Here is a 25,178-nt window from a genome sequence, read left to right on the forward strand (position 1 = left end):
CCATCAGGCAGGCGATCAACTGACCTCTTCGGTGGACAGCCCCACGGCACCGGCGAGCACGTTCGCCCAGAGCGCATAGCCCGCCGCATTCAGATGGACGCCGTCGGCCTCGTAGTAGCGTCCCATCGGCCGACCGTTCCGCCCGATCAGGCAGCTGCCGACATCGACATACCCGCCAGCCTGATCGCCTGCGTGGCTGTCCCTGAGCATCGCGTTGAAAGCGTCGAACTCGCCGGCATGGAGCCAGCGTCCAGGACTGTGCTTGATCGAGAGGCGGTGGATCGGGATGGGGCCGAACTTCTCCCGAAGCCGCTGCGTCAGCCGCTCCAGTGCTTCAAAGGCCGAGCCGGCGTCGAGCCCGTCATTGGCGATGTCGTTCTCGCCGAAATAGAGCACGATCCGCCCGGGCTCGACGAGATCGAGCAGAGCGTCGCAATAGCGCAGGCCGCTCTCGGCGGTGCCGCCGCCGAAGCCGAGATTGGCGACCTCGAGCGAGCCGAAATCCTCGGCCATCCGGTCCCAGTAGCGGAAGGAGGACGAGCCGAAGAAGACGACCGGCTTGCCGGCGAAGCGCCGGCGCATGATCTGGCCGCGTACGGCGAGCACGTCGTCGTCGTAGCGCGTGGTGGTCCATTCCGCCGCCACGAGCGACGGAGCAACGGGAGAGATCGAGGGATGCCGGTTCACGGAACGGGCCTCATGAGCAGGGAAAGGCGGCAGGAAAGCCGGTGATTACCAAGATCTGGGGGAGCGCCTCGACGGGTCCTCATCACGCCCTCCGTCCCGAAAGGCGAGGGTCGATGCGCTCGCGCAAGGCGTCGCCGAGCACATTGATCGCGATCACCAGCAGCGACAGGAACAGGCCGGGAAAGGCGATGATCCAGGGCGCGACGCGGAAGAACTGGCGGCCGCCGGCCATGACGTTGCCCCAGCTCGGCAGGTCCGGCGAGATGCCGACGCCGATGAAGCTGAGGATGGCTTCGGCGAGGATCGCCGAGGCGCAGACGAAGGTCGCCTGGACCACCAGCGCCTCGGTCGCGTTCGGCAGGATATGCCGTAGCAATATGCGCGGCGTGCTCGATCCGATCGCGATCGCCGCGTCGACATAGGGCATCTCGCGCAGGCTCAGCACCACGCCGCGCATCAGCCGCGCCGTCCGCGGGATTTCCGGCACGCTGATCGCGATCATCACGGTCAGGAGTCCGCCGCCGAGCAGCGACGCCAGCGCGATCGCCAGCAGCACGCCCGGAATGGCCATCAGCCCATCCATGATGCGCATCAGCACCGTGTCGGCCAGCCGGACATAGCCGGCCACGAGCCCGATCAGGCCGCCGGCCAGCAGCGTCAGCACGGAGACGCCGAGCCCGACCATGAGCGAGGTCCTGGCGCCCGACAGCGTCCGCACGAAGATGTCGCGGCCGAGATTGTCTGTCCCGAACCAGTGGGGCGAGCCCGGCGACTGCAGCGCCTCGCCCATGTTGAGATCGCTGCTGTAGCCGAGGATCGGCGGCGCCAGCAGCGCGCAGGCTGTAACCATCGCGACGATGGCGAAGCTCAGGCCGATCACGACCGTCGACGCCTTGAGGGAGCGCCCGGCGCGGGCCGTCTGCGGCTGCGCGCTCATGAGCGCATGTCCTGCCGGATGCGGGGGTCGAACAGCGCATAGCTGAGATCGACGAGCAGATTCACCAGAACCAGCACGAAGGCGAAGACCAGCATCACCCCCTGCACAACCGGATAGTCGCGCGACAGGATGGCATCGACGGTCAAGCGCCCGATTCCCGGCAGGTTGAAGACGGATTCGGTGACGACCACTCCGCCGAGCAGGGCGGCGAAGGAGGTGCCGACGACGGTCACAACCGGCACGCCGATATTCTTCAGCGCATGCGTCGCGACCACCTTGCGCTCGGGCAGCCCCTTCGCCCGCGCGGTTCGGATGTAGTCCTCGGACAGGACGTTGAGCAGCGTTGCGCGCGTGATCCGGGCGACGAGCGCAGCGAAGAGCAAGGTGAGCGCGACCGTCGGCAGCGTCAGGCTGCGCAGGCTGTTCCAGAGGCCGCTCGCCAGCGGCCGATAGCCCTGCACCGGCAACCACCCGAGTTCGATCGCGAAGACCTGCATCAGCGCATAGCCGATCACGAAGACGGGAATCGAGAAGCCGGCGACGCAGAGCGCCATGACGACATAGTCGGTGACCAGGCCGAGGCGCCGGGCGGCGAACACGCCCGCCGGGACGGCCAAAAGCACCGACAGCAGCGTCGTGGTCAGCGCCAGCATCAGGGTCGGCTCGGCCCGCTGCAGGATCATCGTCGCGACGGGTCGGCCCGAATAGACGGACACGCCGAGGTCGAACTGCGCCAGCTGGCGCAGATAGATCAGGAACTGCACCACGAGCGGCTGGTCGAGATGCAGCCGTTGGCGGATCTGCGCGATCTGCTCGGCGCTGGCATTGTCGCCCGCCATCGCCGCCGCCGGATCGCCCGGCCCGATATGCAGGAGCATGAAGACGACGACCAGGACCGTCAGCATGACTGGTAGCGTCGCCAGGAGCCGCGAGAACAGAAAGCGCGCCATGAGCAGACCTTGAAGGCACGGGCCGGATATTCACCCTGGCCCGCCGAGCAGGAGATGCGGCAGGATCAGTCGGACTTGCGCACGTTCCAATAGGTCAGGGTCGGCCCCGGAACGAAGCCCGACACGCTTTTGCGCCAGGCCGAGAGATCGTTGAACTGCCCGAGCGGGATGTAGGTGACGATCTCGTTCGAGCGCGCCTGCATCTCGACCGCGATCGCCTTGCGCGCGGCGTCGTCGGAGGCCAGCAGGAATGTCTGCCAGAGCTCCTGCAGGGGCTTGTCGCAGGGCCAGCCGACGAAGGCCTTCTCGCAGGCGCCGGTGACGTAAGGGTTGGTCAGCGGGTCCATCAGCGCATCGCCGGCAAAGCCGGTGATGAAGACGTTCCAGCCGCCCTGCTTCGGCGGATTCTTGTTGGTGCGGCGCGTGAACATCGTCGCCGTGTCCATCTGCACATCCTCGACGGTAAAGCCGGCCTTGCGCATCGCATTGACCATCACCGTGCCGACGTCGCGCTGGACCTTGGCGTCCATCGGATGGAGATAGACGATCGGCGTCCCGTCATAGCCGGCCTCCTTCAGCAGAGCCTTCGCCTTCTCGAAGTCCTGCTTCATGAAGCGCTCGCTGCCGACATCGGTCTCGTAGGGGCTGCCGCACATGAACAGCGCCGGGCAGAGCTGGTAGAGGTCCTTGCGGCCGCCGAAGACGGCCTGCATCGAATCCGACTGGCTGATCGCGTATTGCAGGGCCTGCCGGACCTTCACGTTGTCCATCGGTGGCTGGGTGTGGTTGATCACCACCTGGAAGTTCTTGCCGAGGATGGGCGCCTTGGCGACCTGGATCGACTTGTCCTTCTCCAGCACCGGCAGCATTTCGGCCGGGACCTCGGCGACATAGTCGATCTCGCCGGCCAGCAGCGCGTTGACCGCGCTGAGATCGTCGCTGAACTGGATGCGCTCGATGCGATCGACCCCCGCGGTCTTTCCGCCGGCAAGACCGCTCGGCGCCTCGCCGCGCGGCTTGTAGCCCCCATGCTTGGCGACGACGAACTTGACGCCCGGGACCCACTCGTCCGGCAAGAGCTTGAACGGACCGGAGCCGACGAACTCCTTGAGCTCGGTCGTCGCCGGCGTCCGCGCGAGCCGCTCCGGCATGACGAACAGCGGATAGGCGGTCATGCGGGCGAAGCCGTCGATCAGGCGGGCGAAAGGCTCCTTCAGCCGGACCTCGAACGCGGTCGCATCGATCGCCCTGATCGCGTCGAGCCGCTTATCGATCTCGGCCCCCAGGCTGTCCTTCTTCATCCAGCGCTCGATCGAGGCGATGCAGTCCGCAGCCGTGACGGGCTTGCCGTCATGGAAGGTCAGGCCCTGGCGCAGCTTGAAGACATAGGTCTTGCCGTCCTCGGAGAGGGTGTGGCTCTCGACCATCTGCGGCTGGGCGCGATAGTTGCCGTCGAGCGAAAACAGGGTGTCGTAGATCAGATAGGCCATGTCCCGGACCGGATAGGCCGAGGTGAAGAGCGCATCGAGCTGCTTGATGTCGCCGGTGTTCTTGATCTTGAGAACGGTTTCGGCCCTGGCTGGGCCGATGGACGCCGCAAGGCAGAGCGACCCGGCCAGCCAGGCCGCCATCACGGTTCTCAGCATCGTCTCTCTCCCGGCATGTCCCAGTGCCGCCCGGTGCTCGCCGGGCCTGTCGTTGTGCGCCGAAGCTAGCGAAGCTTGCCGCTTGCACCTAGGCCCGGAGTTGTGTTTCAGATATAGCAAATTGTTATATCCGGAAGGCATAACCGGAGTGAAGCTGCGGCAGCTCAAGAACTTCCTGGTGATCGCCGAGACCGGCAGCCTGATGAAGGCCGCCCTGCATCTGGGCGTGGCGCAGCCTGCGCTCAGCCGGGACCTGCGCCTGCTGGAGGAAGAGCTCGCGACCCGCCTGTTCCACCGCGACGGGCGCGGCGTCTCGCTGACGCGCGACGGGGCGGCGTTCCAGGCTGCGATCGCCCCGCACATCGCCGGGCTCGATGCGGCGAAGCAGGCCCTGGTCGGCCGGCGCCCCGGCCATGCCGGCTCGATCCGCCTGGCCTGGACCGGAACGATCAGCATCCCACTGGCGACGCCGATCATTTCGGCCTTCACCCAGCGCTTTCCCGAGACCGAGCTGCACGCCCGCGGCGGATCGAGCCTCCAGATCGCCGAATGGGTGGCGCGCGACGAGATCGATATCGGCATCTTCAATTCGGAGCGCCCGGCGAACGGGGCGCTCGTCGAGACGCTGGCCCTTGCGCCCCTGTTCCATGTCGCGCGGGCCAATGGGCCGGTGCCGCCGACCATCACCTTCGCGGAAGCCGCCGCCGGCCCCCTCTTCGTCCACAGCCGGCAGAATGCGCTCGGGCGCATCGTCGAGGCCTGCGCCCGCGAGCACGACATACCCTTGAAGATCTATGCCGAGGTCGACGATTTCCTGGCGGTCCGACCGATGATCGAGCAGGGGCGAGCGGCGGCGATCGTGCCGCGCAGCCTGCTCTCCGGCGACGACTCTACAAGGCTCGCCGTGCGGCGCGTGACGGAGCCGGAGCTCACCTTGTACTTCCACCTCGCCGTCTCAAAGGTGAAACGCAGCCGCCCCGCCGTTCTGAGCTTGGCGGATGTGATCAGGTCCGCGGTTGCTGGTGCAACCCAGGCCGGGCAGTTCGACGGCGAGTTCCGGAATTGAATCGATACGATATCCATGGGCCAGAGCGAGCTACCGAGCCGCAGGCTCCTCGGCGAGCAGCGCGCGAAAAGCCTGCGCGGGCCGGCCGACATAGCGTTCCTTGTGCCGCAGCATGACGAAACGGCGGGACGGGATGTCGGTGGCGACCTCCGCAAGCAGGCCCGAGCGCAAGGCGTTGGCGACGACGAGCCGTGACATCAGGGCGGCGGCGGAGCCGGCATCGACGGCGCTGCGCACCGCCTCGTTGGCGGGCAGTTCCAGCAGGACGTCGAGATCGGCGACCGAGCGCCCGGCGCCGGCGAGAACCGCTTCGAGAACTTGCCGGGTGCCTGAACCGGGCTCGCGCAGGACCCAGCGGCTTTCGACGAATTCCGCTGGAGCGACGCGCTCCTTCCCCGCCCAGGGATGGCCGGGCGCGACGACGATCGCGAGGTCGTCTTTCGCGACAGTCTCCTGCGCCAGGAGCGGATCGTCGATCTCGCCTTCGACGAAGCCGATATCGGCGAGCCCATCATGGATGGCGGCCGCGACCGTCTCGGTATTGCCGATCACCAGCGGTGTCTCGATACCCGGGTGCCGTGCCCGAAACAGAGCGAGCCTCCGCGGCAGCCAGTAATTGCCGACCGTCTGGCTCGCCGCCAGGGACAGCCGCCCGCGCTTCAGCCCTGCAAGATCCGACAGGACACGCTCGCCCGTCGCAGCGCGTGCGAGGATCGCGCGAGCCTCGTTCAGGAACAGGCGCCCGGCATCGGTCAACACGATCCGGCGCCCGACGCGGTCGAACAGCTTCACGGCATGGCGATGCTCGAGCGCCGCGATCGCCGCACTCGTCGCCGATTGCGTCAGGTTCAGCTCCGCGGCAGCGCGCGTGACATGCTCGTGCTCGGCGACCGCGACGAAGATGCGAAGCTGTTCAAGCGTCATGAGCGCCGACCATTCCACGCCCGGACAGGCTCTGACTGGCCTAAATTTCAGACCGCCAGGCGGGCTGGGCAAAGAATGATCGATATTATCGATCGAAACAAGCGAAACAACACGTTGGATCGCTTAAGCAAACAAGGTCAAAAGCCGGCACATCGAATTGCCGGGTATCGTGATGACCCCTGAAAGCCCTGATCGGACCGGTTTGATTGCCCGCACAACCTCGGGCGCAAAGCGCATCGGCCCCGGCCTGCTGCTGTGCTTGGCCGTCTCGGTTGTGGCTCTCGCCGCCGAGCATCTCGAAGCCCTGTTCTTTGGGCGCGCCTGGCTCGAAGCGCTCGTCCTGGCGATCCTGTTGGGAACCGCGATCAGGACGCTCTGGAAGCCCGACAGCCGCTGGCGCTCCGGCATATCCTTCTCGGCGAAGACGCTGCTGGAGATTGCGGTCGTGCTGCTCGGCGCTTCCCTGAGCGCCGCCACAGTCGCCGCCACCGGCGGCCCGCTGCTCCTCGGCATCGCCGCCGTCGTCTTCCTCGCAATCGGCCTGAGCTATGGCATCGGCCGCCTGCTGGGGCTGTCGAAGCGCATGGCGATCCTCGTTGCCTGCGGCAATTCCATCTGCGGCAATTCGGCAATCGCCGCCACGGCCCCGGTCATCGGCGCAGATGGCGAGGACGTCGCCGCCTCGATCGCCTTCACCGCGGTGCTCGGCGTCGTGGTCGTGCTCGGGCTGCCGCTCCTGATCCCGATGCTGGGCCTCAGCGTCCATCAGTTCGGCATCCTGTCGGGCCTGACGGTCTACGCCGTTCCCCAGGTGCTCGCCGCCACGGCACCGGCGGGCGCCGCCGCGATCCAGATCGGCACCCTGGTGAAGCTAGTGCGCGTGCTGATGCTGGGACCCGTCATCCTCGTACTCTCGCTGCTGTCGAGCCACCTGCGCGAGGAGACCGGCAAGCCGACCGGGCAGATCGCGGCAGAGCGTCCCGCGCCGCGCCCGGTCGGAATCCATCGCCTGGTGCCCTGGTTCATCGTCGGCTTCGTGGTGATGGCGGCGTTTCGCTCGGCCGGGCTCATTCCGGCGGTTCTGCTGCCGCCGCTGGCTACCGTCGCGAACGTGTTGACGATCGTCTCGATGGCGGCGCTCGGGCTCAGCGTCGACATCCGGTCCGTCGCCCAGGCCGGCCCGCGCGTCACCGCCACGGTCGTCCTCTCGCTGCTCGCGCTCGGGGCGATCTCGCTCGGCCTCATCCGCCTGCTCGCCGTGTCCTGAGCCCGGCCCGTCAGCATGAGGTTCGCGAGGGACAGCAAATGCGCTTGCCGTCGCGATGAGAATGATGGCCAGGAAGGCCATGACCGCGCCAATCCCGAAATTCGCAGCGATCGGCCCCGTGATGCGACCATAGGAACCTGCGGTGGAAGCGCCGGCAGATGGATTGGGGCATGGCGGCCCATCATCGGCGCCGCCCTGGGTAAATGCGGCGAGCAGCTAGAGTATGGTCGAGCGAAGTGGGCAACGGTTCGCGTGTAGACAACGCGATAAACCAAGAGCCTGGAACATGTCCGCGATTCAAGGAACTGCGGCATTGCTCTAGCCGCCGATCCGCATCCGCTGGCCTGCTGCCAACCTTGCCTCCAGCCAAAGGCTGTATCTGGAGGCGCAAAAGCAGACGATGAAGTAGACCATGGCCGCGAAGACATAGGCTTCCCGGTAGAAGCCGAGCCAGTTCGGATCCGTCGCCGAGACGCGCGCCGTGTTCAGGAAATCGAACATGCCGATAATGATCACCAGCGTCGTATCCTGGAAGATGCCGATCGCAAGATTGACCAGCGGCGGGATCACCGCGCGCAGAGCCTGCGGCAGCACGACGAGGCGTATGGCCTGCCAATAGGACAGGCCCAGCGCCTTGGCCGCCTCATACTGGCCTACGGGAACCGCCTGCAACCCGCCGCGGACGACCTCGGCGAGATAGGCGGCGACGAACAGCGTCAGCGCCAATAGATCGATATACTGTACTTCTAAGCGGGGGACAGGCAGTGCTGACCAACAAGGGCAAATACGGCATCAAGGCCATGGTCCACCTCGCCCGGCTCGATGCCGGCGAGACCGCCCAGATCGCCGAGATCGCGCAGCGCAACAACATCTCGAAGAAGTTTCTCGACGCGATCCTGCTGGATCTGCGCAATGCCGGCATGCTGCGCAGCAAGAAGGGGCCGGGCGGCGGCTACGCATTGGCGAAACCAGCCCGGACCATCAAGGTCGGAGCGGTCATCCGGGCCCTGGAAGGGCCGATCGCGCCGATCGATTGCGCCAGCCAGTCGGCGTTCAAGCCGTGCCAGGATTGCGGCGACATCGAAGCCTGCGTCGTCCGCGGGGTGATGCGGGAGGTCCGCGACGCCATGGCGGCGGTCGTCGACAACACGACGATCGCCGATCTCGTCGGCCGTGCCGCAGCGCACAAGCCCGAAATCGACTTTGCGATCTAAAATCTGTTTCGTTAGGGCCCGAGGCGAAGCGCGCCACCGCACACTTGGATAATCCATAAAATCAGCAATATGGCTTGAGTACAGCGGCCCGTCGCCGATATGCGGCCTTTTCCGCCCTGCTTAGGCCTCCAGCGCCAGCACCGCGAAGCTCGCCAGCCAGTGCTCGCCCATATAGTCGCCGGCGATATGCGGCATGCCGGCTGCCAGATGCCGGTCCGCGGTCTCTTCGGCGATGGCGCGGCGCGCATCACTCTCCGGCAGTGCCGAGGCAATCGACCGCCAGCACCAGGCGCGGCTGAGATTGAGGCCATCAAGATGAGCGATCTTGCCGTCGGAGCGATCGGTCACGGCCGCCGGCCGGAACAGGGTCGCGGGCTCTCGCTGCGCGATGCGGGGCAGGAAGCGGTCGAACCAGGGCAGGAACTCCTCCGCCGGCAGCAGGCGGCGCATGCATTCGGCCTCGATCAGCGCCGAGGACTGGAAATCGTCGCCGCTCGGCTCGCCCCAGGCCGGGCAGTCGGCATCGGCGCCATACCAGCGCCGGCCGGTCTCGCCGAGCAGCGCCGCGAGATCGCGATCATCGGTCACGACGGCGTAGTCCATCGCCATCCGCAGTCCGAAGGCCGTGTTGAAATGCGTGCCGACCCGCACCGGATAGGTGGCGAGCGGCAGGAAATCGCGGAAGCGCTGCGCGAAGATCTCGGCCAGCGGCCGCAAGCGCTCCGACCAGCGCCTGTCGTCGTGAAGCGCAAGCTCCTCGGCGAGTTTCAGCAGCCAGCCCCAGCCATAGGGGCGCTTGAAGCCGCGCGCCGTCGGAGCCGCCAGATAGGCGCACTCGACCGCGATCTTCTCGGCAACGAACTGCTCGTCAAAGAGCGCCCGGATGTCGGCTGCAACCGGCAAGTCCGGAAAGAGCCGCAGCAGCCGCGCCAGCATCCAGTAGCTGTGGACGCAGGAATGCCAGTCATAGCTGCCGTAGAACACCGGGTGCAGCTGACTCGGCGTCTGGGCGTCTTGCGGACCGGCCAGGGTGTGGTCGGGCTTGTTGGGGTATTCGCGCCGGACGTGCCCGAGCGCGATACTCGCAAATCTGGCCGCCAGCTCGGGCGTGAGAGTCGATTTTGCCATGACTGGTCCTTTCTCGCTGGCGGCCTTCCGGCCTGCCTCAATAGCTGGTTGCTGACAAGGCTCGCCAGAAGCACGTCAGATGCTGGCGATCAGGCCGCCATCGACGCGAATGACGCTTCCGGTGATGTAGCCGGAACTGCGGCGCCGCTCCCTGATCGATGACGACTATGTCGGGGGCAGCTTCCGCGCCAACCTTGAACTGCCAGCGCTTTCGGCTGAAGCGGAATCGCTTCCACATGCCAGGCAGGCCTGACGGCAGCTGGCACCATGAGCTTTTTGCGGGTCGCCCCGCGAGGGGCAATCTTCCAAAAGCTCAGACTGGGGACAATGACGTTCCCATGGAGAGCCAAAGAGCCAAGCGAAGACAATGGATGGCGGAAAGTGGAACGGTTGAGAGCTTCACCAAGCCATGGGGCTGATTTTCAACCCGACGCCGGCACACGGAAATCCTGACAGTCCCCTGCTCAGGCTGCCGTGCGTGGGCGCGCCACATAGAGCGCGCCCATCGTTGCAACGGCCAGGAGCGCGCCCAGGATCGCCGCCAGATAGTCGCCCTTCAGCAAGGGCCAGACTGCGACCGCAACCATCGTCAGGGCCAGAAGCTCTATGAGTGTTACGGAGATGGGACTCTTCATGCGCCGCCTGATCATGCCGGTTCTCGCCACCCTAGGCTGATGCCAGATGTTGACGAAGATGCCGCAGGCGATGGCGCACGCAACGCCGAGCAGACTGACCAGACCGGCCCAGGCATCGAACATCAGCAAGAGCATCAACGGCGGTGCAGCGAACATGACTGCAAGCCAGGATATGGCGCCAAAACGGGCGCGCTCGCGCACGCGGGGGTCCAGCGGTGCGGTCAAGGCAAGTTCGGCTGCTTCGTCTGCCGACATCGCGATCCAGGTCAGCCCACCGGCAATCTGGCCACACAGAACGATCAGAACCGGCACGAGCGCCGAGGCATCACTCGCCCCGCTCGCGACCCGATAGACTGTTATGACGGCGATCGGGATCAGAAAAATGCATTGCATCAGGATCTGCGACAACAGCCACGGATCGCGCAGAATGATGCGCCGTTCCTTGAGCATCAGGACAGCCACTGGTGACGTTCCGAAGGATGCGCGACTACGCCTCGTGCGAGATTGAACTGCAGACGCCGACCCTGCTGCAAGGACCGCATTGCGCACAAAGCTTTCGGCAAGGCCGATGAACATCAGCGCGGCCATCAGCGCAGCGAAAGCAATCACGGCCAAGAGGGCCAGGACATCGCCCGTCACGGCGCGAGCAGGCAGCATCGCCAATTGCCAGACAAGAGACAGAGGGTTGGCCACATAGTCCGCCACGAGGGCGTCCTTTGGACCTGGCCCGAAAATCGCGTCCCACTGTACCATCACAAGCACCAGCAGGCCGGCCAGCGCCGCCGCCACCTGCGCCGCGACGCGCGTGCTGCGGATACCGATAAGGCGAACCAGGCCCATTGCCAGTCCGATCGCGATGGCCGTCGCGCTGAGCGCAAGGGCCAGGATCAGGGGCAGGCCAGCCAACCAATGAGGTCCTCGCTGCACCGCCAGCAGGATCAGCATCGGCGCGCCATAAAGATCGGCTTTTGTCAGCGTGAAACCAAAGACGTTGAGGGCCCTGACCAGCAGCACCGTTTGCGGAGGCAGCGGCGCGGAGAACACCAGATCATAGTCGCCGCGCGCATAAAGCGCATAGGCGGCTGAATCGAGAGCGGCTGAGATCATGAGGACGAACAGGAAGGCAAGATTGATCGTCAATGTGATCTGAAGGCGCGGATCGGCAGGGTCCAGTTCGCCGGCAGTCGTCAGAAGAAGGTGCGACACGCCGAAGATGATCGTGCAGACCACAGCCAGTACGCCCGCGATGCGCCAGGGACGCATTGCCGTTTTCGGGCCTGCCATGTCGGCAATGCCGCGCAATGCCAGACGGGCCTCGAGCGCCAGCACGGCGCGGGTTGCACCGGACACAAGGGCCTTCATCTCAGGCGGCCTCTTCGCGCCCGACGACATCGAGGAAAACATCTTCGAGGGTAGAACCCTGGGAGGTGCCACCATTGCGCAGTTCGGTCATCGTACCCTCGCAGACCAGCCTGCCATTGCGAATGATACCGATGCGGTCACTGAGCCGTTCAGCGACTTCGAGGATATGCGTGGTGAGGATCACCGTCACGCCGGTTGCGACACGGTCCTGAAGCAGCTCCTTCACGTGGCGCGCCATCGACGCATCGAGGCCTGTCAGCGGCTCGTCGAGGATCAGCAGCTCGGGTTCGTGAATCAACGCGCCGGCAAGAGCAACCTTTTGGCGCATACCCTTCGAAAAGCCCTCGCAGCGCTGATCTGCGACGCGGGTCAGGTCGAGGGTCTCAAGCAGGGCGTCGCGGCGCAGCTTTGCAACCCTTTGCTCGACTTGCCAAAGGCCAGCGACAAAATCGAGATATTCGACAGGCGTGAGCTTGTCATAAACCATCGGTTCATCCGGGAGCCACGCCACCACACGTTTTGCCGCAACCGGATCACGCAGGCGGTTGATCCCGCAAATGCTGATCTCGCCCACATCCGGAGAGAGCAGCCCTGCGACAATCCTGAGCGAGGTGGTCTTGCCCGCCCCGTTCGGCCCCAGCAATGCGTAGAGCTCGCCGCGCCGAACGCTGAGATCGAGGCCGTTGACAGCAGTGAAGCCGCCGAAGCGCTTCACCAAACCGCGAACAACCAGGGCATCATGGCCACTCATTCGAACGCTCCCGTCATTGTGGGGCGTTATGCGGCATCGCTGGTGACGTTCGGGTTAAACTGATAGCCTGCGAATAGCGCTCGCTCGCTTGTCTGAACAGCTCGGAGCCGTTCTGCGGCCGGCTTCGTGGACACCGAGATGAGATGTTTCGTGAAGCCGGAGGTGCCTGCAGCCAGCGCCCGCGGTGGCATAGCGCTATGAGCGGCCATTCGACACCGGCTCAGCAACGGACATCCGCCATCGGGATGAACCCGCAACCGGATTCATGGCTCTCTAGGCACGGTTTCGCTGCTCACATATGCCACGATGTGTGACAGCCCGAGCTAGGGAAACCGTTGATTTTTCGAGAATTTAGGTCCTTCAAGGACTTAGGCCGCAAATGGCGCTCCCATGGGGAATCGAACCCCAGTTTTCGCCGTGAGAGGGCGACGTCCTGACCGCTAGACGATGGGAGCAGCGCGGCAAGGCCGTCCGTATAATCGGCGCCGGCCCGCGCCGCAAGCCCCTCCGTGCAGCCGAAGCCGAAAAACCTGCGGGTAGGCCGGAGCACCGCCCGCAGGGACTTTCCGTCTCGCCTCAGCCGGCGGCGTGCGAGCGCTCGGCCTGCGCCAGCGCCGGATAGTCGGTGTAGCCCTTGGCGTCGCCGCCATAGAAGGTCGCGACATCCGGCGTGTTGAGCGGGGCGTCGAGCTTCAGCCGCTCCGGCAGGTCGGGATTGGCGATGAAGAGCCGGCCGAAGGCGATGAGGTCGGCCTCGCCCTTCTCCACCGTCTCGATCGCGAGTTCGCGGGTGAAGCCGTTATTGGCGATGTAGGCGCCGCGGAAGGCCTTGCGCAGCGCCTGGTAGTCGAACGGCAGATAGTCGCGCGCATCGCGGGTCGCGCCCTCGACGACATGGATGAAGGCGATGCCGCGCTTGTCGAGTTCGCCGACGAGATGGCCGAACAGCGCCTGCGGATCGCTATCGCGGGCATCGTTGGCTGGGCTTACTGGCGAAATGCGGATGCCGACGCGCTCCTTCGGGAACACCTTGCTCACCGCATCGACCACCTCCAGCGTCAGCCGGACGCGGTTCTCGATCGAGCCGCCATAGGCGTCCTGCCGCTGGTTCGAGCCGTCGCGCAGGAACTGGTCGAGCAGGTAGCCATGGGCGCCGTGCAGCTCGATGCCGTCGAAACCGGCCGCCTTGGCGTTCTCAGCCGCCCTGACGAAATCGGCGACGATGCCGGGGATCTCGTCGAGACCGAGCGCGCGCGGCTCGGACACCTCGGCGAAGCCGCTCTCGATATAGGTCTTGGTCTTGGCCAGCACCGCCGAGGGCGCGACCGGCGCCTGGTTGCCCGGCTGCAGCGAGACATGGCTGACGCGCCCGACATGCCAGAGCTGCGCGAAGATCGTGCCGCCGGCAGCATGCACGCCATCGGTCACCGCTTTCCAGCCGGCGACCTGCGCGTCGCGATAGATGCCGGGCGTCCAGATATAGCCCTGGCCCTGCTGCGAGATCTGCGTCGCCTCGGTGATGATCAGCCCGGCGCCGGCACGCTGGCGGTAGTACTCGACATTGAGCGCGTTCGGGGCATCATCGTGCTTGTTGGCGCGGTTGCGCGTCAAAGGCGCCATCACGACGCGGTTCTTCAGCTCGAGATCGCCGAGGCGGAACGGCGTAAACAGCTTGGCGGAGGAGGCATGGCTCATCGTGGCGATCCTTGTCGCGAAACGGCCGCAAGGCCGGGGGAAGCATCCATGGCGCCGGTCGCCGTCAAGCATGCCGGAGCCGTCGCAAGCAAGATAGGCAAGATGGCAGGGAATGGCAGGGGCCGCCCTGCCCCGCTCACGAGAAAGCGAAGATGCTCTCTTCGCGATAGCCGCCGCGCATGAGCCTTTCCGAAAATCCAGAAAAGACAGGAAAAACCCTCTCCCTGCGCTGGCTGCAGCGCGGAGGCGGCTGGCTGCGGACGGGCGTCACCAGCGTCATAGGCCTGGTTTACCCGCCCTCATGCGTCGGCTGCCGGGCGGCCACGAGCGAGGCGCAGGGGCTCTGCGCCCAGTGCTGGGCAGGACTCGGCCTGATCGAGCGGCCCTATTGCGAGCGGCTCGGCACGCCCTTCGAGGTCGATCTTGGACCGGGGCTGGTCTCGCCGGCGGCGATCGCCGACCCGCCCGTCTTCGCAAGGGCGCGCGCCGCCTGCCGCTTCGACGGCACCGCACGGGAGCTGGTGCACCGGCTGAAATATGGCGACCGGACCGAGCTGTCCCTGATGCTCGGGCGGATGATGGCTCAGGCCGGCCGCGAACTGATCGTCGATGCCGATCTCATCGTCCCCGTGCCTCTGCATCGCTTCCGGCTATGGACGCGGCGTTTCAACCAGGCAGCGGCGCTGGCCGCGACCATCGCCGGGCAATCAGGAAGACCATGCGCGCCGCAAGCGCTTGCCCGCGTCAAGCGCACCAGGCAGCAGGTCGGGCTGACCAGGGCGCAGCGCGCCGACAACCTGCAGGGCGCCTTCAAGGTCCTGCCGGCCATGCGCCCGCTGGTCGAGGGACGGCGCATCCTGCTGGTCGACGACGTGCTGACCACCGGCTCGACCGTCAACGCCGCGTCGCGCGCCTTGCTGCGCGGCGGAGCGAGTGCGGTCGACGTATTGACCTTCGCCCGGGTCGTGACGGAAGCGTGACGGCTCCCTATATTGCGATGCGAAGATAGTCTTTGCAGGATAGGCCGATGCCGCAGGTCACGATCTATACCACGGGCTGGTGCCCCTATTGCCATGCCGCCAAGGCGCTGCTGACGAAGAAGGGCGTCGCTTTCGATGAGATCGGCGTCGACGGCAAGCCGGAGCTGCGCCAGGAGATGACGGCTAAGGCCGGCGGGCGGACCAGCGTGCCGCAGATCTTCATCGACGGACGTCATGTCGGCGGCTGCGACGATCTGCACGCGCTCGATGCGCGCGGCGAGCTCGACCCGCTGCTGAAAGCCGCCTGAGGAGAGCCCGATGACCGCCCCACGCTTCACCGCCGCCTGCGTCCAGATGCGCTCGACGCGTGATCCCCTGCGCAATCGCGACGATGCGGTGCGCCTGATCCGCGAGGCTGCGGCGGCCGGGGCGCAGTTCGTCCAGACGCCGGAGGTCACCAATCTCTGCGAGCGCGACACCAAGGTCCTGCGCGAGATCAGCCAGGACGAGGATAGGCACGAGGTGCTGGCCGGATTGCGCGACGCAGCGCGCGGGGCCAGGATCTGGCTGCAGATCGGCTCGCTCTCGGTCAAGGCCGGCGAGAAGATCGCCAACCGCGGCTATATGATCGATCCCCAGGGCGAGATCGTCGCGCGCTACGACAAGATCCACCTTTTCGACGTCGACCTGCCCAATGGCGAGACCTGGCGCGAATCCAACACCTTCACCGGCGGCGACCAGGCGACCCTGGTCGAGACGCCCTGGGGGCTGGTCGGGATGTCGATCTGCTACGACGTCCGCTTCCCCTATCTCTACCGCGCCGAGGCCGAGGCCGGCGCCTTCATGCTGACCGCGCCGGCCTGCTTCACCCGCCAGACCGGCGAGGCGCATTGGCAGGTGCTGCAACGGGCCCGCGCCATCGAGAACGGCGCCTTCATGGTCTCGGCGGCGCAGGGCGGCCTGCACGAGGACGGCCGCGAGAGCTATGGCCACTCGATCATCGTCGATCCCTGGGGCCGCGTGCTGGCCGAGGCCGGCAACGAGCCCGGGCTGATCATGGCGCAGATCGATCTGGCTCTGGTCGCGGACGCCCGCCAGCGCATCCCGACCCTGCGCCATACCCGCTCCTTCGCGGTCGCGACGCGTAAGAGTGAAACGCCGCAGCTCGATGCGGCCGAATGAGCGTGAAACTTGCCGGTGGACGGCTGCGTCCCTATTTGCTGCCCTCACCGCCGGCTTTGAGTTGAGATGATCCGTTACACCCTGATCTGCGACAATGCCCACGAGTTCGAGAGCTGGTTCGCGAGTTCCGCCAGCTTCGACGAGCAGGCGAAGCGCGGCTTTGTCACCTGCCCGGTCTGCGACAGCGCCAAGGTCGAGCGTGCGGTGATGGCACCCGCCGTGGCCCGGACCGATCGCGGCCCGCGCCCGGCAGAGCCAGCGCCGGAGGCTACGGCGCCCTCGCCTGCCCCCGTCCCCTCCCCGGCACCGCGGCCAGCGGCCTTGATGGGCGAGAAGGAGATGGCGTTTCGCGCCATGCTGACGGCGCTGCACGAGCATGTCGCCGCCAATGCCGAACCTGTCGGCAAGCGCTTCGCCGAGGAGGCGCTGAAGATCCATCACGGCGAAACCGAGAACCGCGCCATCTATGGCGAGGCCTCCGCTGAGGACGCCCGGATGCTGCACGAGGAAGGCGTCGAGTTCCTGCCCCTGCCGCGCCTGCCGGAAGGGCGGAACTAGCTCCCTGCTGCATTCCTAGGATCGAGTCATCCCGGGCGACCGAAGGGAGACCCGGGATCCATTCCGGAACAAATCCGATGATGGTTCCGGCATGGATCCCGGACCGCAGCCGCTGCGCGGCTTTTCCGGGATGACACCCGAACGCTCATGGATTCGGCGTTCGCCTCTTGCGTTCCTCTCGTAACGGGCATATACCCGCAACCCATGTCGGTTCCCTGCATTTGCACCACGCTGCGCTCCGCCTCCCGCCGGATGATCGCCTTCTATGACGAGACGATCGCTCCGGTCGGGGTCAACATCGCGCAGTTCAGCCTGATGCGTTCGATCGCAAGGGTCGAGCCGGTGACGCTGACCGCGCTCGGCCGCCGGGTCGAGCTCGATCGCTCAACCGTCGGCCGCAATGTCCGCGTGCTCGAGAAGATGGGTCTGGTCGAACTTGGCCGCGGCGAGGACCAGCGCGAGGCCACGGTCACCCTGACCGAGGCCGGCCACAAGGTTCTGGAAGATGGCGCCCCTCTCTGGGACGGCGCCCAGAAATCGCTCGACGACCGTCTCGGCGTCGAATTCATGCGGCAACTGCACACCGCGCTCGATTCGCTCTGATTTTCTGAAACAGATACGGGTATATACCCGCAAAGAAGGGGCCTTTCATGCCGACCGATCTCGCAGAACCAGTTCAACCTGTCGGCCTCGCCGCCGCGTTCGCCCGGCGCGGCATCCATTATGGCTGGGCCGTCGCGGCGGTGACGTTCCTGACCATGCTGGTCACCGCCGGCGCCGTCGGCGCGCCGGGCGTGCTGATCCTGCCGCTGCAGAAGGAATTCGGCTGGGCGACCTCCGAGATCTCCTCGGCGCTGGCGGTCCGGCTGCTGCTGTTCGGGCTGATGGCGCCCTTCGCCGCAGCCTTCATGAACCGCTTCGGCGTCCGCCCCGTCGCGCTGGTGGCGCTCAGCCTGATCGCGGCGAGCATCATCGGCTCCTTCTTCATGACGCAGCTCTGGCAGCTGGTGGTGCTCTGGGGCTTCGTGCTCGGCTTCGGTACGGGCCTGACCGCCATGGTGCTCGGCGCCACCGTCGCGACGCGCTGGTTCGTACAGCGCCGCGGCCTCGTCGTCGGCCTGCTCACCGCCAGCACCGCGACCGGCCAGCTCGTCTTCCTGCCCTTGCTCGCAGCGCTGACGGAGCAGGTCGGCTGGCGCGCAGCCATGACCTTCGTGCTCGGCATGATCGCGCTTGCGGCGGTCGGCATCCTCGCTCTGATGCGCGACCGGCCTGCCGATGTCGGCCTTGCCCCGTTTGGCGCAACGCAGATCGTGCCGGCCCCGGCGCAAGCCGCCAGCCTCGGGGCGATGCTCGCCTCGCCGATCGTCGCTCTGCGCGACGCGGCGAAGACCAGCACCTTCTGGATTCTGTTCGGCACCTTCTTCGTCTGCGGCGCCAGCACCAACGGGCTGGTCCAGACCCATTTCGTCGCGCTCTGCGGCGATTACGGCATGGCGGCGGTGACGGCGGCGAGCGTGCTCGCAGTCATCGGCATCTTCGACTTCCTCGGCACGGTCGGCTCCGGCTGGCTCTCGGACCGCTATGACAGCCGCTGGCTGCTGTTCTGGTATTACGGCCTGCGCGGCCTCTCGCTGCTGTTCCTGCCCTTTACCGACTTCTCCTTCTACGGCCTCTCGATCTTCGCGATCTTCTACGGGCTCGACTGGGTCGCGACCGTGCCGCCGACGATCAAGATCGCCGCCGACCGCTTCGGCGAGAAGGCGACGCTCGTCTTCGGCTGGGTCTTCACCGGCCACCAGCTCGGTGCCGCCTTCGCCGCCTATGGCGCCGGCTTCAGCCGCACCGTCTATGACAGCTACCTGCCGGCCTTCTTCATCGCCGGCGCGCTCTGCCTCTTCGCCGCCGGCTTCTGCATCATGATGCGCGGCGGCGAGGCCAAGCCGATCCCAGCCACCGCCTGAACGGAGACCTCGCGATGACCTCCCTGCCCTATCGCAGCGCCCTGATCGTCGGCGCCGGCTCAGGCATCAGTGCGTCTGTTGCCCGCGCCCTGGCGGCGCAAGGCGTCAAGGTCGGCCTTGCCGCCCGGAATACCGAGAAGCTCGCCGCGCTCGCAGCCGAGACGGGCGCTGCGACCTTCCAGGTCGATGCGTCCGATCCGACTGCAGTCGCCAATCTGTTCGAAGCGGCGGACGCTGAGATCGGCGAGCCCGACGTAGTCATCTACAACGCCAGCGGCCGCCTGCGTGGGCCGATCGCCGAGCTCGATCCCGCAGCGGTCGCGCAGGCGCTCGCCGTCACGGCCTATGGCGCCTTCCTGGTGACGCAGCAGGCGGCGAAACGCATGCAGCCGCATGGCCGCGGCGCCATCCTGCTGACGGGCGCGACCGCCGGCATCAAGGGCTTTGCGCTGTCGGCGCCCTTCGCCATGGGCAAGTTCGCCTTGCGCGGCCTTGCCCAGAGCGCTGCGCGCGAGCTCGGACCGAAGGGCATCCATGTCGCGCATTTCGTCATAGACGGCGCCGTGCGCAGCAGCCGCCACCCCGATGCGAACGACAACACGCTCGATCCGGACGCCATCGCCCAGAGCTATCTCGACGTGCTCCGACAGCCGCGCAGCGCCTGGTCGCTCGAGGTCGAGCTCAGGCCCTGGGTCGAGAGCTTCTAGAGGCCGGTCAGGCCTTCTCCATCGGCGGCACCTTGAAGGTCTCGACCGTCGAGGCACCGCCGGCGAGCAGCGCCTCCCATTCGGCCTCGGCCTTCACCCGCGCCAGGCACGGCGCGAGCTTCGCCTCGACTAGGCCATGAGGCACGAAGACGAGGCCGTCATCGTCGCCGACGACGAGGTCATGCGGCTGGACGGCGACGCCGCCGAAGACGATCGGCCCGTTGACGATCCCGCGCTCCATGGAGGACGGGCCGCGCGGCATGATCCAGCGCGAAAAGAAGACGAAGTCCGGCCATTGCGACACCGGCCCGACATCGCGCACCGCACCGTCGACCACGACGCCGGCAATGCCCTTGCGCCGGGCGGCACCGCCAAGCAGGTCGCCGATCATCGCCGCATCCTTGCGCCCGCCGGCAGCGACCACGATGACATCGCCGCGCTCGGCCACGTTGATCGCATGATGCACCGGCCCGTAATCGGCCGGCTCGCACCAGGCGGTGATCGCCTGGCCGACCAAACGCTTGCCCGGCGCGAAGGACCGGGTCGGCCGGATGGCCGGATCGGCATGGCCGCTGCCGCCGAGCTGGTCGGCGATCACCGAGCTCGGCACCGCCTGCCAGGCGTCGATGAGGGCTTGCGGCAGGCGCGGATGGGCGGGCGTGACGAGACGGGTCGGCATCGGCGTTTCCTCGGTTTTTCTTTAAGTCAACTCAGGCCGCCCGGCCGGTCCGCTCGGCGAGCAGGCGGCGCACCGCCCGCTCCAGCCGAAGCACACCCTCGACCAGCACCTCCGGCGGCGAGCGGGTGAAATTGACCCGCATCGCGCTTTTCAGGCCACCGGACGGGTCGAATACGCTCGACGGCACGAAGGCGACGTTCTCGGCCAGAGCGTGAGTGTAGAGCGCATCGGTGTCGATCGCCTCGTCCTTGGCCCGCATCCAGACGAACATACCGCCCGGCGGCACCTCCCACTCGAACCAGTCGGAGAGATGCGTGGTTGCCGCGGCGCAGAGCGCATCGCGCCGCTCGCGATAGGTCGCGACGATCTTCGGGATGTGCTGCGCCTCGAAATTGCTCTCGATCATCTCCAGCGCGATCGCCTGCGTCAGCAGGCTGGAGGCGATGTCGGTCGACTGCTTGGCCAGCGCCAGCGGCGCAATCAGCGAGGCCTCGGCCACGACCCAGCCGACGCGCAGGCCCGGCGCCAGGCTCTTCGACAGCGTGCCGAGATAGATCACCGGCCCGGCATAGGCACCGTTCGGATGGCGCTGCGCATGATGGGCGAGAAGGCTCGGTCCGGCCGGTTCGTCGAACTGCAGCGGCAGATAGGGGTCATCCTCGAGCAGCCAGGTCCCGGCCGCCTCGACCTTGTCGAGCAGGGCAGCGCGCTGATCCTGCGGCACCAGCACGCCGGTCGGGTTGGAATAGTTCGGCACGGCATAGACGAACTTGGCCTGGCGCAGCGCCGCATTCTGTCCAGGCGCCTCCAGGCTCCAGTCGAGCCTCTCATAGCGCGGCATGCGCGGGCGCCAGGCGTCGAGCGCTCCGAGATAGGTCGGGAACTGCGAGAGGATCAGCTCGCCGGGGTCGACCAGCGTTTTGCCGACGAGGTCGAGCCCCTGCATCGCGCCCGTCGTCAGAAGCACGTTCTCAGATCCGAAGCGGCGCCCGGTCGTGGCGCTGAAGCGCTCGGCGATCGCCGCCCGCAGCGCCGGCAGCCCCTCGATCGCCCCGTATTCGAGGATCTGCGTGCCCCAGCGCGTCAGCGCCCGCTCCTGGGCGGCGGCGATCGCCTCGACCGGATAGATTTCGGAGGCAGGCAACCCGCCGGCGAGGCTGACGACATCCGGCCGCCCGCCGATCGCCATGAACTGCTGGGTGATGCTGTTGCCGGTCGAGAGCCAGCTGGCGAAAGCCGGCCGAGGCGAAGGAGATTGCGTCATCGAAACTCTGCTGAAGACGAGATCGGGCGAAGCTATAGACCCGCGCCGCGGCGAGAAACCCGCTTGGACGCATGGCTGCGCGCCTTATCCGAACGTCTGGCGCGACTTCCGCGAACCACTGGCGTTATCTTCGCTGCAGTGCAACAATCGAGATTGCACGAGCACGGCAAGACGGCACGGCAGGGAGCGACCATGAACGCGATCGATCCGCTTCGGAATCAGGCCCAGCGCGACAAGCCCTGGATCTTCCGGACCTATGCCGGCCATTCCGACGCGTCCGAATCGAACAAGCTCTACCGGACCAATCTCGCCAAGGGCCAGACCGGCCTCTCCGTCGCCTTCGACCTGCCGACCCAGACCGGCTACGACCCCGACCATGTGCTCTCGCGCGGCGAGGTCGGCAAGGTCGGCGTTCCCATCACCCATCTCGGCGACATGCGGGCGCTGTTCGACCAGATTCCGCTGGCGCAGATGAACACCTCGATGACGATCAATGCGACGGCGGCCTGGCTGCTCTCGCTCTACATCGCCACCGCCGACGAGCAGGGCGCCGACCGCGCTGCCTTGCAGGGCACCACCCAGAACGACCTCGTCAAAGAATACCTGTCGCGCGGAACCTATGTCTTCCCGCCGCGCCCCTCGATGCGATTGACCACCGACATCGTCGTGTTCACGGCGCGCGAACTGCCGAAATGGAACCCGACGAACGTCTGCTCCTACCATCTGCAGGAGGCCGGCGCCTCCCCGGTGCAGGAGCTATCCTTCGCCTTGGCGACCGCGATCGCCCTGCTCGAGTCGATCAGGGCCCGGCCGGAGGTCGCGCCCGAGGAGTTCGGCAGCGTCGTCGGCCGCATCTCCTTCTTCGTCAATGCCGGCATGCGCTTCGTCACCGAGCTCTGCAAGATGCGGGCTTTCGTCGATCTCTGGGACGAGATCACGCTGAAGCGCTTCAGCGTCCTGGAGGAGCAGCATCGCCGCTTCCGCTATGGCGTGCAGGTCAACTCACTCGGGCTGACCGAGCCGCAGGCCGAGAACAATGTCTACCGCATCCTGATCGAGATGCTGGCGGTGACGCTGTCGAAGAAGGCCCGCGCCCGCGCCGTGCAGCTCCCGGCCTGGAACGAGGCGCTCGGCCTGCCCCGCCCCTTCGACCAGCAATGGTCGCTGCGTATGCAGCAGGTGCTGGCCTATGAGACCGATCTGCTCGAATTCGGCGACATCTTCGACGGCTCGAAGGAGATCGACGCCAAGGTCGAGGAACTGAAGGCGGCCGCGCTGGAGGAGTTGGCGAAGATCGACGCCATGGGCGGTGCGCTCGCCGCCGTCGAGAGCGGCTACATGAAGATGGCGCTGGTCGAGAACGGCGCGCGCCGCATCGAGGCGATCGAGCGCGGCGAGCAGATCGTCGTCGGCGTCAACAAGTTCACCACCAGCGAGCCCTCGCCGCTCTCGGCCGGCGACGGCGCCGTCGTCACAGTGCCGGATTCGGTCGAGACCGAGGCGGTGGGCCGGCTGAAGGCCTGGCGGGCCGCGCGCGACGGCAAGGCGGTCGAAGCCGCGCTCACCGAGCTCGCCAGCGCGGCGAAAGAAGATCGCAACGTGATGCCGGCCTCGATCGCCTGCGCCAAGGCCGGCGTCACCACCGGCGAATGGGCGCAAACGCTGCGCGAAATCTTCGGCGAATACCGCGCCCCGACCGGCGTCGACACCACCAAGCTCGGCGACGACGCCGGGCTCGCCACCGTCAAGGCCGCCGTCGCCAAGGCGGCCGAGCGGCTCGGCCGCCCACCTCGTTTCCTCGTCGGCAAGCCGGGGCTAGACGGCCACTCGAACGGCGCGGAGCAGATCGCGGTGCGTGCCCGCGATGCCGGCATGCAGGTCTCCTACGGCGGCATCCGCCAGACGCCCGAGGAGATCGTGACGCAGGCCAGGGAGACGCAAGCCGACATCATCGGGCTTTCCATCCTTTCCGGCTCGCATCTGCCGCTGGTGCGCGACGTCACCGCCCGGCTGCGTGTTGCCGGCATGGACGTTCCCGTCGTCGTCGGCGGCATCATTCCGCCTGACGACGAGAACGCGCTGAAGAACATGGGCGTGGCGCGCGTCTATACGCCCAAGGACTTCGCCCTCGACGGCATCATCGCCGACGTCGCCGGGCTCTCGGCGAAGAAGGGCTGAGGGCTAGGATCACCGAGTTCGCAATAGGTTAGGGCTCTACAGCAATCATCGTCATCCCGGACAAGCGGCGTAGCCGCGCCCATCCGGGATCCATTCCGGAGCCTTTCCGAAAGAGGTTCCAGAATGGATCCCGCGTCTCCCTGCGGTCGCCCGGGATGACCAGCGCTTTTCAAGGCGGGACAAGCGCATGACCCGACCGGCGTCCCCAGCTCTCCGCCGGCGCGAAAAGAGCTCAGGCTTCCCCAAGCGCGTGCGGATGATTATCGTCCCGAAACCGCTCCGATTGTCGCCATAGTCCTGGCGCTGATCGGGCTGGAAGGCGGCAGGCGGCAGGGCCGCAAGGGATTCGCTGAGGAGAGGAATGAGCGCATGCCCGCATGGCTGCAGACCAATTTGACCGGGACCAACATCCGCGCCGCCTTCATCGGCGCCGTGGGCCTTGCCCTGGCGGGGCCCGCCGCGGCTCAGACGATGGGCTTCGACCCCAGCGATTTCGGCAAGGTGAGCATGCCCCGGCGCCAAAGCACCGGCGACGCCGCCACCCACATCGAGAACAACAAGGGTGCCTTCGAGCCGATCGCGGAGCTCGACCAGCGCGACCCGCTCGCCAGGATGGCCAAGCCCGTCGGGCGCATCGACATCCTGCTGAAGGACAACAAGACCGGCAAGCAGTCAGGCGCCCATTGCACGGGTGAGTTGCTCCCCGGCGACTATGTCCTCACCAACCATCACTGCCTGCCGCAGAGCGGCGAGATGACACCGGTGCGCGCCATCATCGTCATGGATTTCCTGACGCAGGATGGCAAAGGCGCCAAGGTCTTCGAGCTCGACCCCAAGCCCGTCGAGTTCAATGCCAATCTCGACTACGCCATCGCCAAGGCGAAGGGCAATCCGACCGCGACCTATGGTTCGGTCAAGCTCGCGGCGACGCCGACCGGCGGCGCCCCCTCGCTGATGGTGATCCACCACCCGGCAGGGCGGCCGAAAGTAATGAGCCGCTTCCGCTGCATGGCGACCCGCCAGCAGGGTGACGCAGCCGAGATGCGCCATCGCTGCGACACGCTCGGCGGCTCGTCGGGCTCGCTGCTCTACAACGCCGGCAATGCGGGCGTCGCGCTGCACAAGCAGGGCGGCCTCGCTCCCAACGACCCCAATAGCTACAACACCGCGACCAGCATGACCGCACTGCTCCAGGCCAGCCCGCTGCTGCGCAAGATGGCCGGCGCGGGCGGGCAGGCCCCGGCCGCGGACGGCGGCGGCGCGGTCGCCTCGGGCGGCGGTCAGGACGACCAGCCGAGCTCGACCGAGCGCAGCAGCGTGCGCGGCTCCGACAATCTCGACACCGACGGGATGAACTCGCTGCTGAAGAACTGAAGCGGGTTCGTCATTCCGGGGCGCCGTGGA

The 25,178-nt window shown here is 66.7% G+C and carries 24 protein-coding genes and 1 tRNA gene; 12 read left to right on the plus strand and 13 right to left on the minus strand.

Annotated features, from left to right (window positions below; genetic code table 11):
- Positions 1-15 precede the first annotated feature (15 nt).
- From CXY91_RS04955 to CXY91_RS04970, 4 genes are all read right to left on the minus strand, one after another.
- Positions 16-687, minus strand: coding sequence for a GDSL-type esterase/lipase family protein (locus CXY91_RS04955; RefSeq protein ID WP_100959535.1), 672 nt, complete (start codon positions 685-687; stop codon positions 16-18).
- An 82-nt stretch (positions 688-769) separates the two neighbouring features.
- Positions 770-1,624 carry an ABC transporter permease gene (locus CXY91_RS04960; protein WP_100959536.1) on the minus strand — a complete coding sequence of 285 codons (855 nt, stop codon included), beginning with the start codon at positions 1,622-1,624 and terminating at the stop codon, positions 770-772.
- Positions 1,621-2,574 (minus strand): ABC transporter permease, encoded by a 954-nt coding sequence (locus CXY91_RS04965; RefSeq protein ID WP_100959537.1) that lies wholly within the window; start codon positions 2,572-2,574, stop codon positions 1,621-1,623. The genes CXY91_RS04960 and CXY91_RS04965 overlap by 4 nt, the downstream gene beginning before the upstream one ends.
- A gap of 65 nt (positions 2,575-2,639) precedes the next feature.
- A complete protein-coding gene (locus tag CXY91_RS04970) occupies positions 2,640-4,220 on the minus strand; it encodes an ABC transporter substrate-binding protein (protein ID WP_158673263.1) in 1,581 nt (526 codons plus the stop codon).
- Between the two features lie 148 nt (positions 4,221-4,368).
- Here CXY91_RS04970 and CXY91_RS04975 point away from each other — a divergent pair, with 148 nt between their 5' ends.
- Positions 4,369-5,286, plus strand: coding sequence for a LysR family transcriptional regulator (locus CXY91_RS04975; RefSeq protein WP_158673264.1), 918 nt, complete (start codon positions 4,369-4,371; stop codon positions 5,284-5,286).
- A gap of 30 nt (positions 5,287-5,316) precedes the next feature.
- Here the strand turns inward: CXY91_RS04975 and CXY91_RS04980 are convergent, their stop codons facing one another.
- A complete protein-coding gene (locus CXY91_RS04980; RefSeq protein ID WP_100959612.1) occupies positions 5,317-6,210 on the minus strand; it encodes a LysR family transcriptional regulator in 894 nt (297 codons plus the stop codon).
- Positions 6,211-6,382: 172 nt separating this feature from the next.
- On the opposite strand from CXY91_RS04980, the gene CXY91_RS04985 reads away from it, so the two are divergent.
- Positions 6,383-7,477 (plus strand): YeiH family protein, encoded by a 1,095-nt coding sequence (locus CXY91_RS04985; RefSeq protein ID WP_100959539.1) that lies wholly within the window; start codon positions 6,383-6,385, stop codon positions 7,475-7,477.
- Between the two features lie 318 nt (positions 7,478-7,795).
- Here the strand turns inward: CXY91_RS04985 and CXY91_RS04990 are convergent, their stop codons facing one another.
- Positions 7,796-8,203, minus strand: a complete 408-nt coding sequence (locus CXY91_RS04990) for an amino acid ABC transporter permease (RefSeq protein ID WP_349236576.1) — start codon at positions 8,201-8,203, stop codon at positions 7,796-7,798.
- Positions 8,204-8,241: 38 nt separating this feature from the next.
- Between CXY91_RS04990 and CXY91_RS04995 the strand changes: the two genes are divergently transcribed.
- On the plus strand, positions 8,242-8,691 hold the full coding sequence (locus tag CXY91_RS04995; RefSeq protein ID WP_100959541.1) for an RrF2 family transcriptional regulator: 450 nt from the start codon (positions 8,242-8,244) through the stop codon (positions 8,689-8,691).
- Between the two features lie 120 nt (positions 8,692-8,811).
- Here the strand turns inward: CXY91_RS04995 and CXY91_RS05000 are convergent, their stop codons facing one another.
- From CXY91_RS05000 to CXY91_RS05020, 5 genes are all read right to left on the minus strand, one after another.
- Complete coding sequence (locus CXY91_RS05000) at positions 8,812-9,819, minus strand: DUF2891 domain-containing protein (RefSeq protein ID WP_100959542.1); 1,008 nt, start codon at positions 9,817-9,819, stop codon at positions 8,812-8,814.
- A 464-nt stretch (positions 9,820-10,283) separates the two neighbouring features.
- Entirely contained in the window at positions 10,284-11,816 is a 1,533-nt protein-coding gene (locus CXY91_RS05005) for a hypothetical protein (protein ID WP_158673265.1), read from the minus strand.
- Position 11,817: 1 nt separating this feature from the next.
- Complete coding sequence (locus CXY91_RS05010; RefSeq protein ID WP_100959544.1) at positions 11,818-12,567, minus strand: ABC transporter ATP-binding protein; 750 nt, start codon at positions 12,565-12,567, stop codon at positions 11,818-11,820.
- Between the two features lie 380 nt (positions 12,568-12,947).
- Positions 12,948-13,022, minus strand: a tRNA-Glu gene (locus tag CXY91_RS05015).
- Positions 13,023-13,143: 121 nt separating this feature from the next.
- On the minus strand, positions 13,144-14,262 hold the full coding sequence (locus tag CXY91_RS05020) for an alkene reductase (protein WP_100959545.1): 1,119 nt from the start codon (positions 14,260-14,262) through the stop codon (positions 13,144-13,146).
- A 179-nt stretch (positions 14,263-14,441) separates the two neighbouring features.
- On the opposite strand from CXY91_RS05020, the gene CXY91_RS05025 reads away from it, so the two are divergent.
- The 7 genes from CXY91_RS05025 to CXY91_RS05055 all read left to right on the plus strand — a co-directional run bounded on the left by CXY91_RS05025 (position 14,442) and on the right by CXY91_RS05055 (position 19,653).
- Positions 14,442-15,242 carry a ComF family protein gene (locus CXY91_RS05025; RefSeq protein WP_100959546.1) on the plus strand — a complete coding sequence of 267 codons (801 nt, stop codon included), beginning with the start codon at positions 14,442-14,444 and terminating at the stop codon, positions 15,240-15,242.
- A 47-nt stretch (positions 15,243-15,289) separates the two neighbouring features.
- Positions 15,290-15,550, plus strand: a complete 261-nt coding sequence (gene grxC / locus CXY91_RS05030) for a glutaredoxin 3 (RefSeq protein WP_091836122.1) — start codon at positions 15,290-15,292, stop codon at positions 15,548-15,550.
- A 10-nt stretch (positions 15,551-15,560) separates the two neighbouring features.
- Positions 15,561-16,424 carry a carbon-nitrogen hydrolase family protein gene (locus CXY91_RS05035; protein ID WP_100959547.1) on the plus strand — a complete coding sequence of 288 codons (864 nt, stop codon included), beginning with the start codon at positions 15,561-15,563 and terminating at the stop codon, positions 16,422-16,424.
- A gap of 66 nt (positions 16,425-16,490) precedes the next feature.
- A complete protein-coding gene (locus CXY91_RS05040; protein WP_100959548.1) occupies positions 16,491-16,982 on the plus strand; it encodes a DUF1178 family protein in 492 nt (163 codons plus the stop codon).
- A gap of 204 nt (positions 16,983-17,186) precedes the next feature.
- Positions 17,187-17,585, plus strand: a complete 399-nt coding sequence (locus CXY91_RS05045; RefSeq protein ID WP_100959549.1) for a MarR family winged helix-turn-helix transcriptional regulator — start codon at positions 17,187-17,189, stop codon at positions 17,583-17,585.
- Between the two features lie 47 nt (positions 17,586-17,632).
- Positions 17,633-18,946, plus strand: a complete 1,314-nt coding sequence (locus CXY91_RS05050) for an MFS transporter (RefSeq protein WP_100959550.1) — start codon at positions 17,633-17,635, stop codon at positions 18,944-18,946.
- Between the two features lie 14 nt (positions 18,947-18,960).
- The gene (locus CXY91_RS05055) at positions 18,961-19,653 is read left to right on the plus strand and encodes an SDR family NAD(P)-dependent oxidoreductase (RefSeq protein ID WP_100959551.1); all 693 of its coding nucleotides are present in this window, start codon (positions 18,961-18,963) and stop codon (positions 19,651-19,653) included.
- 7 nt (positions 19,654-19,660) lie between these two features.
- Here the strand turns inward: CXY91_RS05055 and CXY91_RS05060 are convergent, their stop codons facing one another.
- Together CXY91_RS05060 and CXY91_RS05065 are read right to left on the minus strand one after the other, a co-directional pair.
- On the minus strand, positions 19,661-20,332 hold the full coding sequence (locus tag CXY91_RS05060; RefSeq protein ID WP_100959552.1) for an RraA family protein: 672 nt from the start codon (positions 20,330-20,332) through the stop codon (positions 19,661-19,663).
- 31 nt (positions 20,333-20,363) lie between these two features.
- Positions 20,364-21,596 carry an aminotransferase-like domain-containing protein gene (locus CXY91_RS05065; RefSeq protein ID WP_100959553.1) on the minus strand — a complete coding sequence of 411 codons (1,233 nt, stop codon included), beginning with the start codon at positions 21,594-21,596 and terminating at the stop codon, positions 20,364-20,366.
- Positions 21,597-21,788: 192 nt separating this feature from the next.
- On the opposite strand from CXY91_RS05065, the gene CXY91_RS05070 reads away from it, so the two are divergent.
- Both CXY91_RS05070 and CXY91_RS05075 read left to right on the plus strand, forming a co-directional pair.
- Positions 21,789-23,774: a protein meaA gene (locus CXY91_RS05070; RefSeq protein WP_100959554.1), complete on the plus strand. Its 1,986-nt coding sequence runs from the start codon at positions 21,789-21,791 to the stop codon at positions 23,772-23,774.
- Between the two features lie 369 nt (positions 23,775-24,143).
- Positions 24,144-25,148 carry a trypsin-like serine peptidase gene (locus tag CXY91_RS05075; protein WP_100959555.1) on the plus strand — a complete coding sequence of 335 codons (1,005 nt, stop codon included), beginning with the start codon at positions 24,144-24,146 and terminating at the stop codon, positions 25,146-25,148.
- The last annotated feature ends 30 nt before the right edge of the window (positions 25,149-25,178 follow it).

The sequence above is a fragment of the Allobosea sp. FBZP-16 genome, assembly GCF_002831785.1.
Classification (GTDB): domain Bacteria; phylum Pseudomonadota; class Alphaproteobacteria; order Rhizobiales; family Beijerinckiaceae; genus Allobosea; species Allobosea lupini.

Bases quoted from the DNA above. Each gene is read 5' to 3' on its own strand.
- CXY91_RS04960 (WP_100959536.1), bottom strand. From the start codon at position 1,624: ATGAGCGCGCAGCCGCAGACGGCCCGCGCCGGGCGCTCCCTCAAGGCG.
- CXY91_RS04965 (WP_100959537.1), bottom strand. From the start codon at position 2,574: ATGGCGCGCTTTCTGTTCTCGCGGCTCCTGGCGACGCTACCAGTCATG.
- CXY91_RS04970 (WP_158673263.1), bottom strand. From the start codon at position 4,220: ATGCTGAGAACCGTGATGGCGGCCTGGCTGGCCGGGTCGCTCTGCCTT.
- CXY91_RS04980 (WP_100959612.1), bottom strand. From the start codon at position 6,210: ATGACGCTTGAACAGCTTCGCATCTTCGTCGCGGTCGCCGAGCACGAG.
- CXY91_RS04985 (WP_100959539.1), top strand. From the start codon at position 6,383: ATGACCCCTGAAAGCCCTGATCGGACCGGTTTGATTGCCCGCACAACC.
- CXY91_RS05000 (WP_100959542.1), bottom strand. From the start codon at position 9,819: ATGGCAAAATCGACTCTCACGCCCGAGCTGGCGGCCAGATTTGCGAGT.
- CXY91_RS05005 (WP_158673265.1), bottom strand. From the start codon at position 11,816: ATGAAGGCCCTTGTGTCCGGTGCAACCCGCGCCGTGCTGGCGCTCGAG.
- CXY91_RS05010 (WP_100959544.1), bottom strand. From the start codon at position 12,567: ATGAGTGGCCATGATGCCCTGGTTGTTCGCGGTTTGGTGAAGCGCTTC.
- CXY91_RS05020 (WP_100959545.1), bottom strand. From the start codon at position 14,262: ATGAGCCATGCCTCCTCCGCCAAGCTGTTTACGCCGTTCCGCCTCGGC.
- CXY91_RS05025 (WP_100959546.1), top strand. From the start codon at position 14,442: ATGAGCCTTTCCGAAAATCCAGAAAAGACAGGAAAAACCCTCTCCCTG.
- grxC (WP_091836122.1), top strand. From the start codon at position 15,290: ATGCCGCAGGTCACGATCTATACCACGGGCTGGTGCCCCTATTGCCAT.
- CXY91_RS05035 (WP_100959547.1), top strand. From the start codon at position 15,561: ATGACCGCCCCACGCTTCACCGCCGCCTGCGTCCAGATGCGCTCGACG.
- CXY91_RS05040 (WP_100959548.1), top strand. From the start codon at position 16,491: ATGATCCGTTACACCCTGATCTGCGACAATGCCCACGAGTTCGAGAGC.
- CXY91_RS05045 (WP_100959549.1), top strand. From the start codon at position 17,187: ATGTCGGTTCCCTGCATTTGCACCACGCTGCGCTCCGCCTCCCGCCGG.
- CXY91_RS05050 (WP_100959550.1), top strand. From the start codon at position 17,633: ATGCCGACCGATCTCGCAGAACCAGTTCAACCTGTCGGCCTCGCCGCC.
- CXY91_RS05055 (WP_100959551.1), top strand. From the start codon at position 18,961: ATGACCTCCCTGCCCTATCGCAGCGCCCTGATCGTCGGCGCCGGCTCA.
- CXY91_RS05060 (WP_100959552.1), bottom strand. From the start codon at position 20,332: ATGCCGACCCGTCTCGTCACGCCCGCCCATCCGCGCCTGCCGCAAGCC.
- CXY91_RS05065 (WP_100959553.1), bottom strand. From the start codon at position 21,596: ATGACGCAATCTCCTTCGCCTCGGCCGGCTTTCGCCAGCTGGCTCTCG.
- CXY91_RS05070 (WP_100959554.1), top strand. From the start codon at position 21,789: ATGAACGCGATCGATCCGCTTCGGAATCAGGCCCAGCGCGACAAGCCC.
- CXY91_RS05075 (WP_100959555.1), top strand. From the start codon at position 24,144: ATGCCCGCATGGCTGCAGACCAATTTGACCGGGACCAACATCCGCGCC.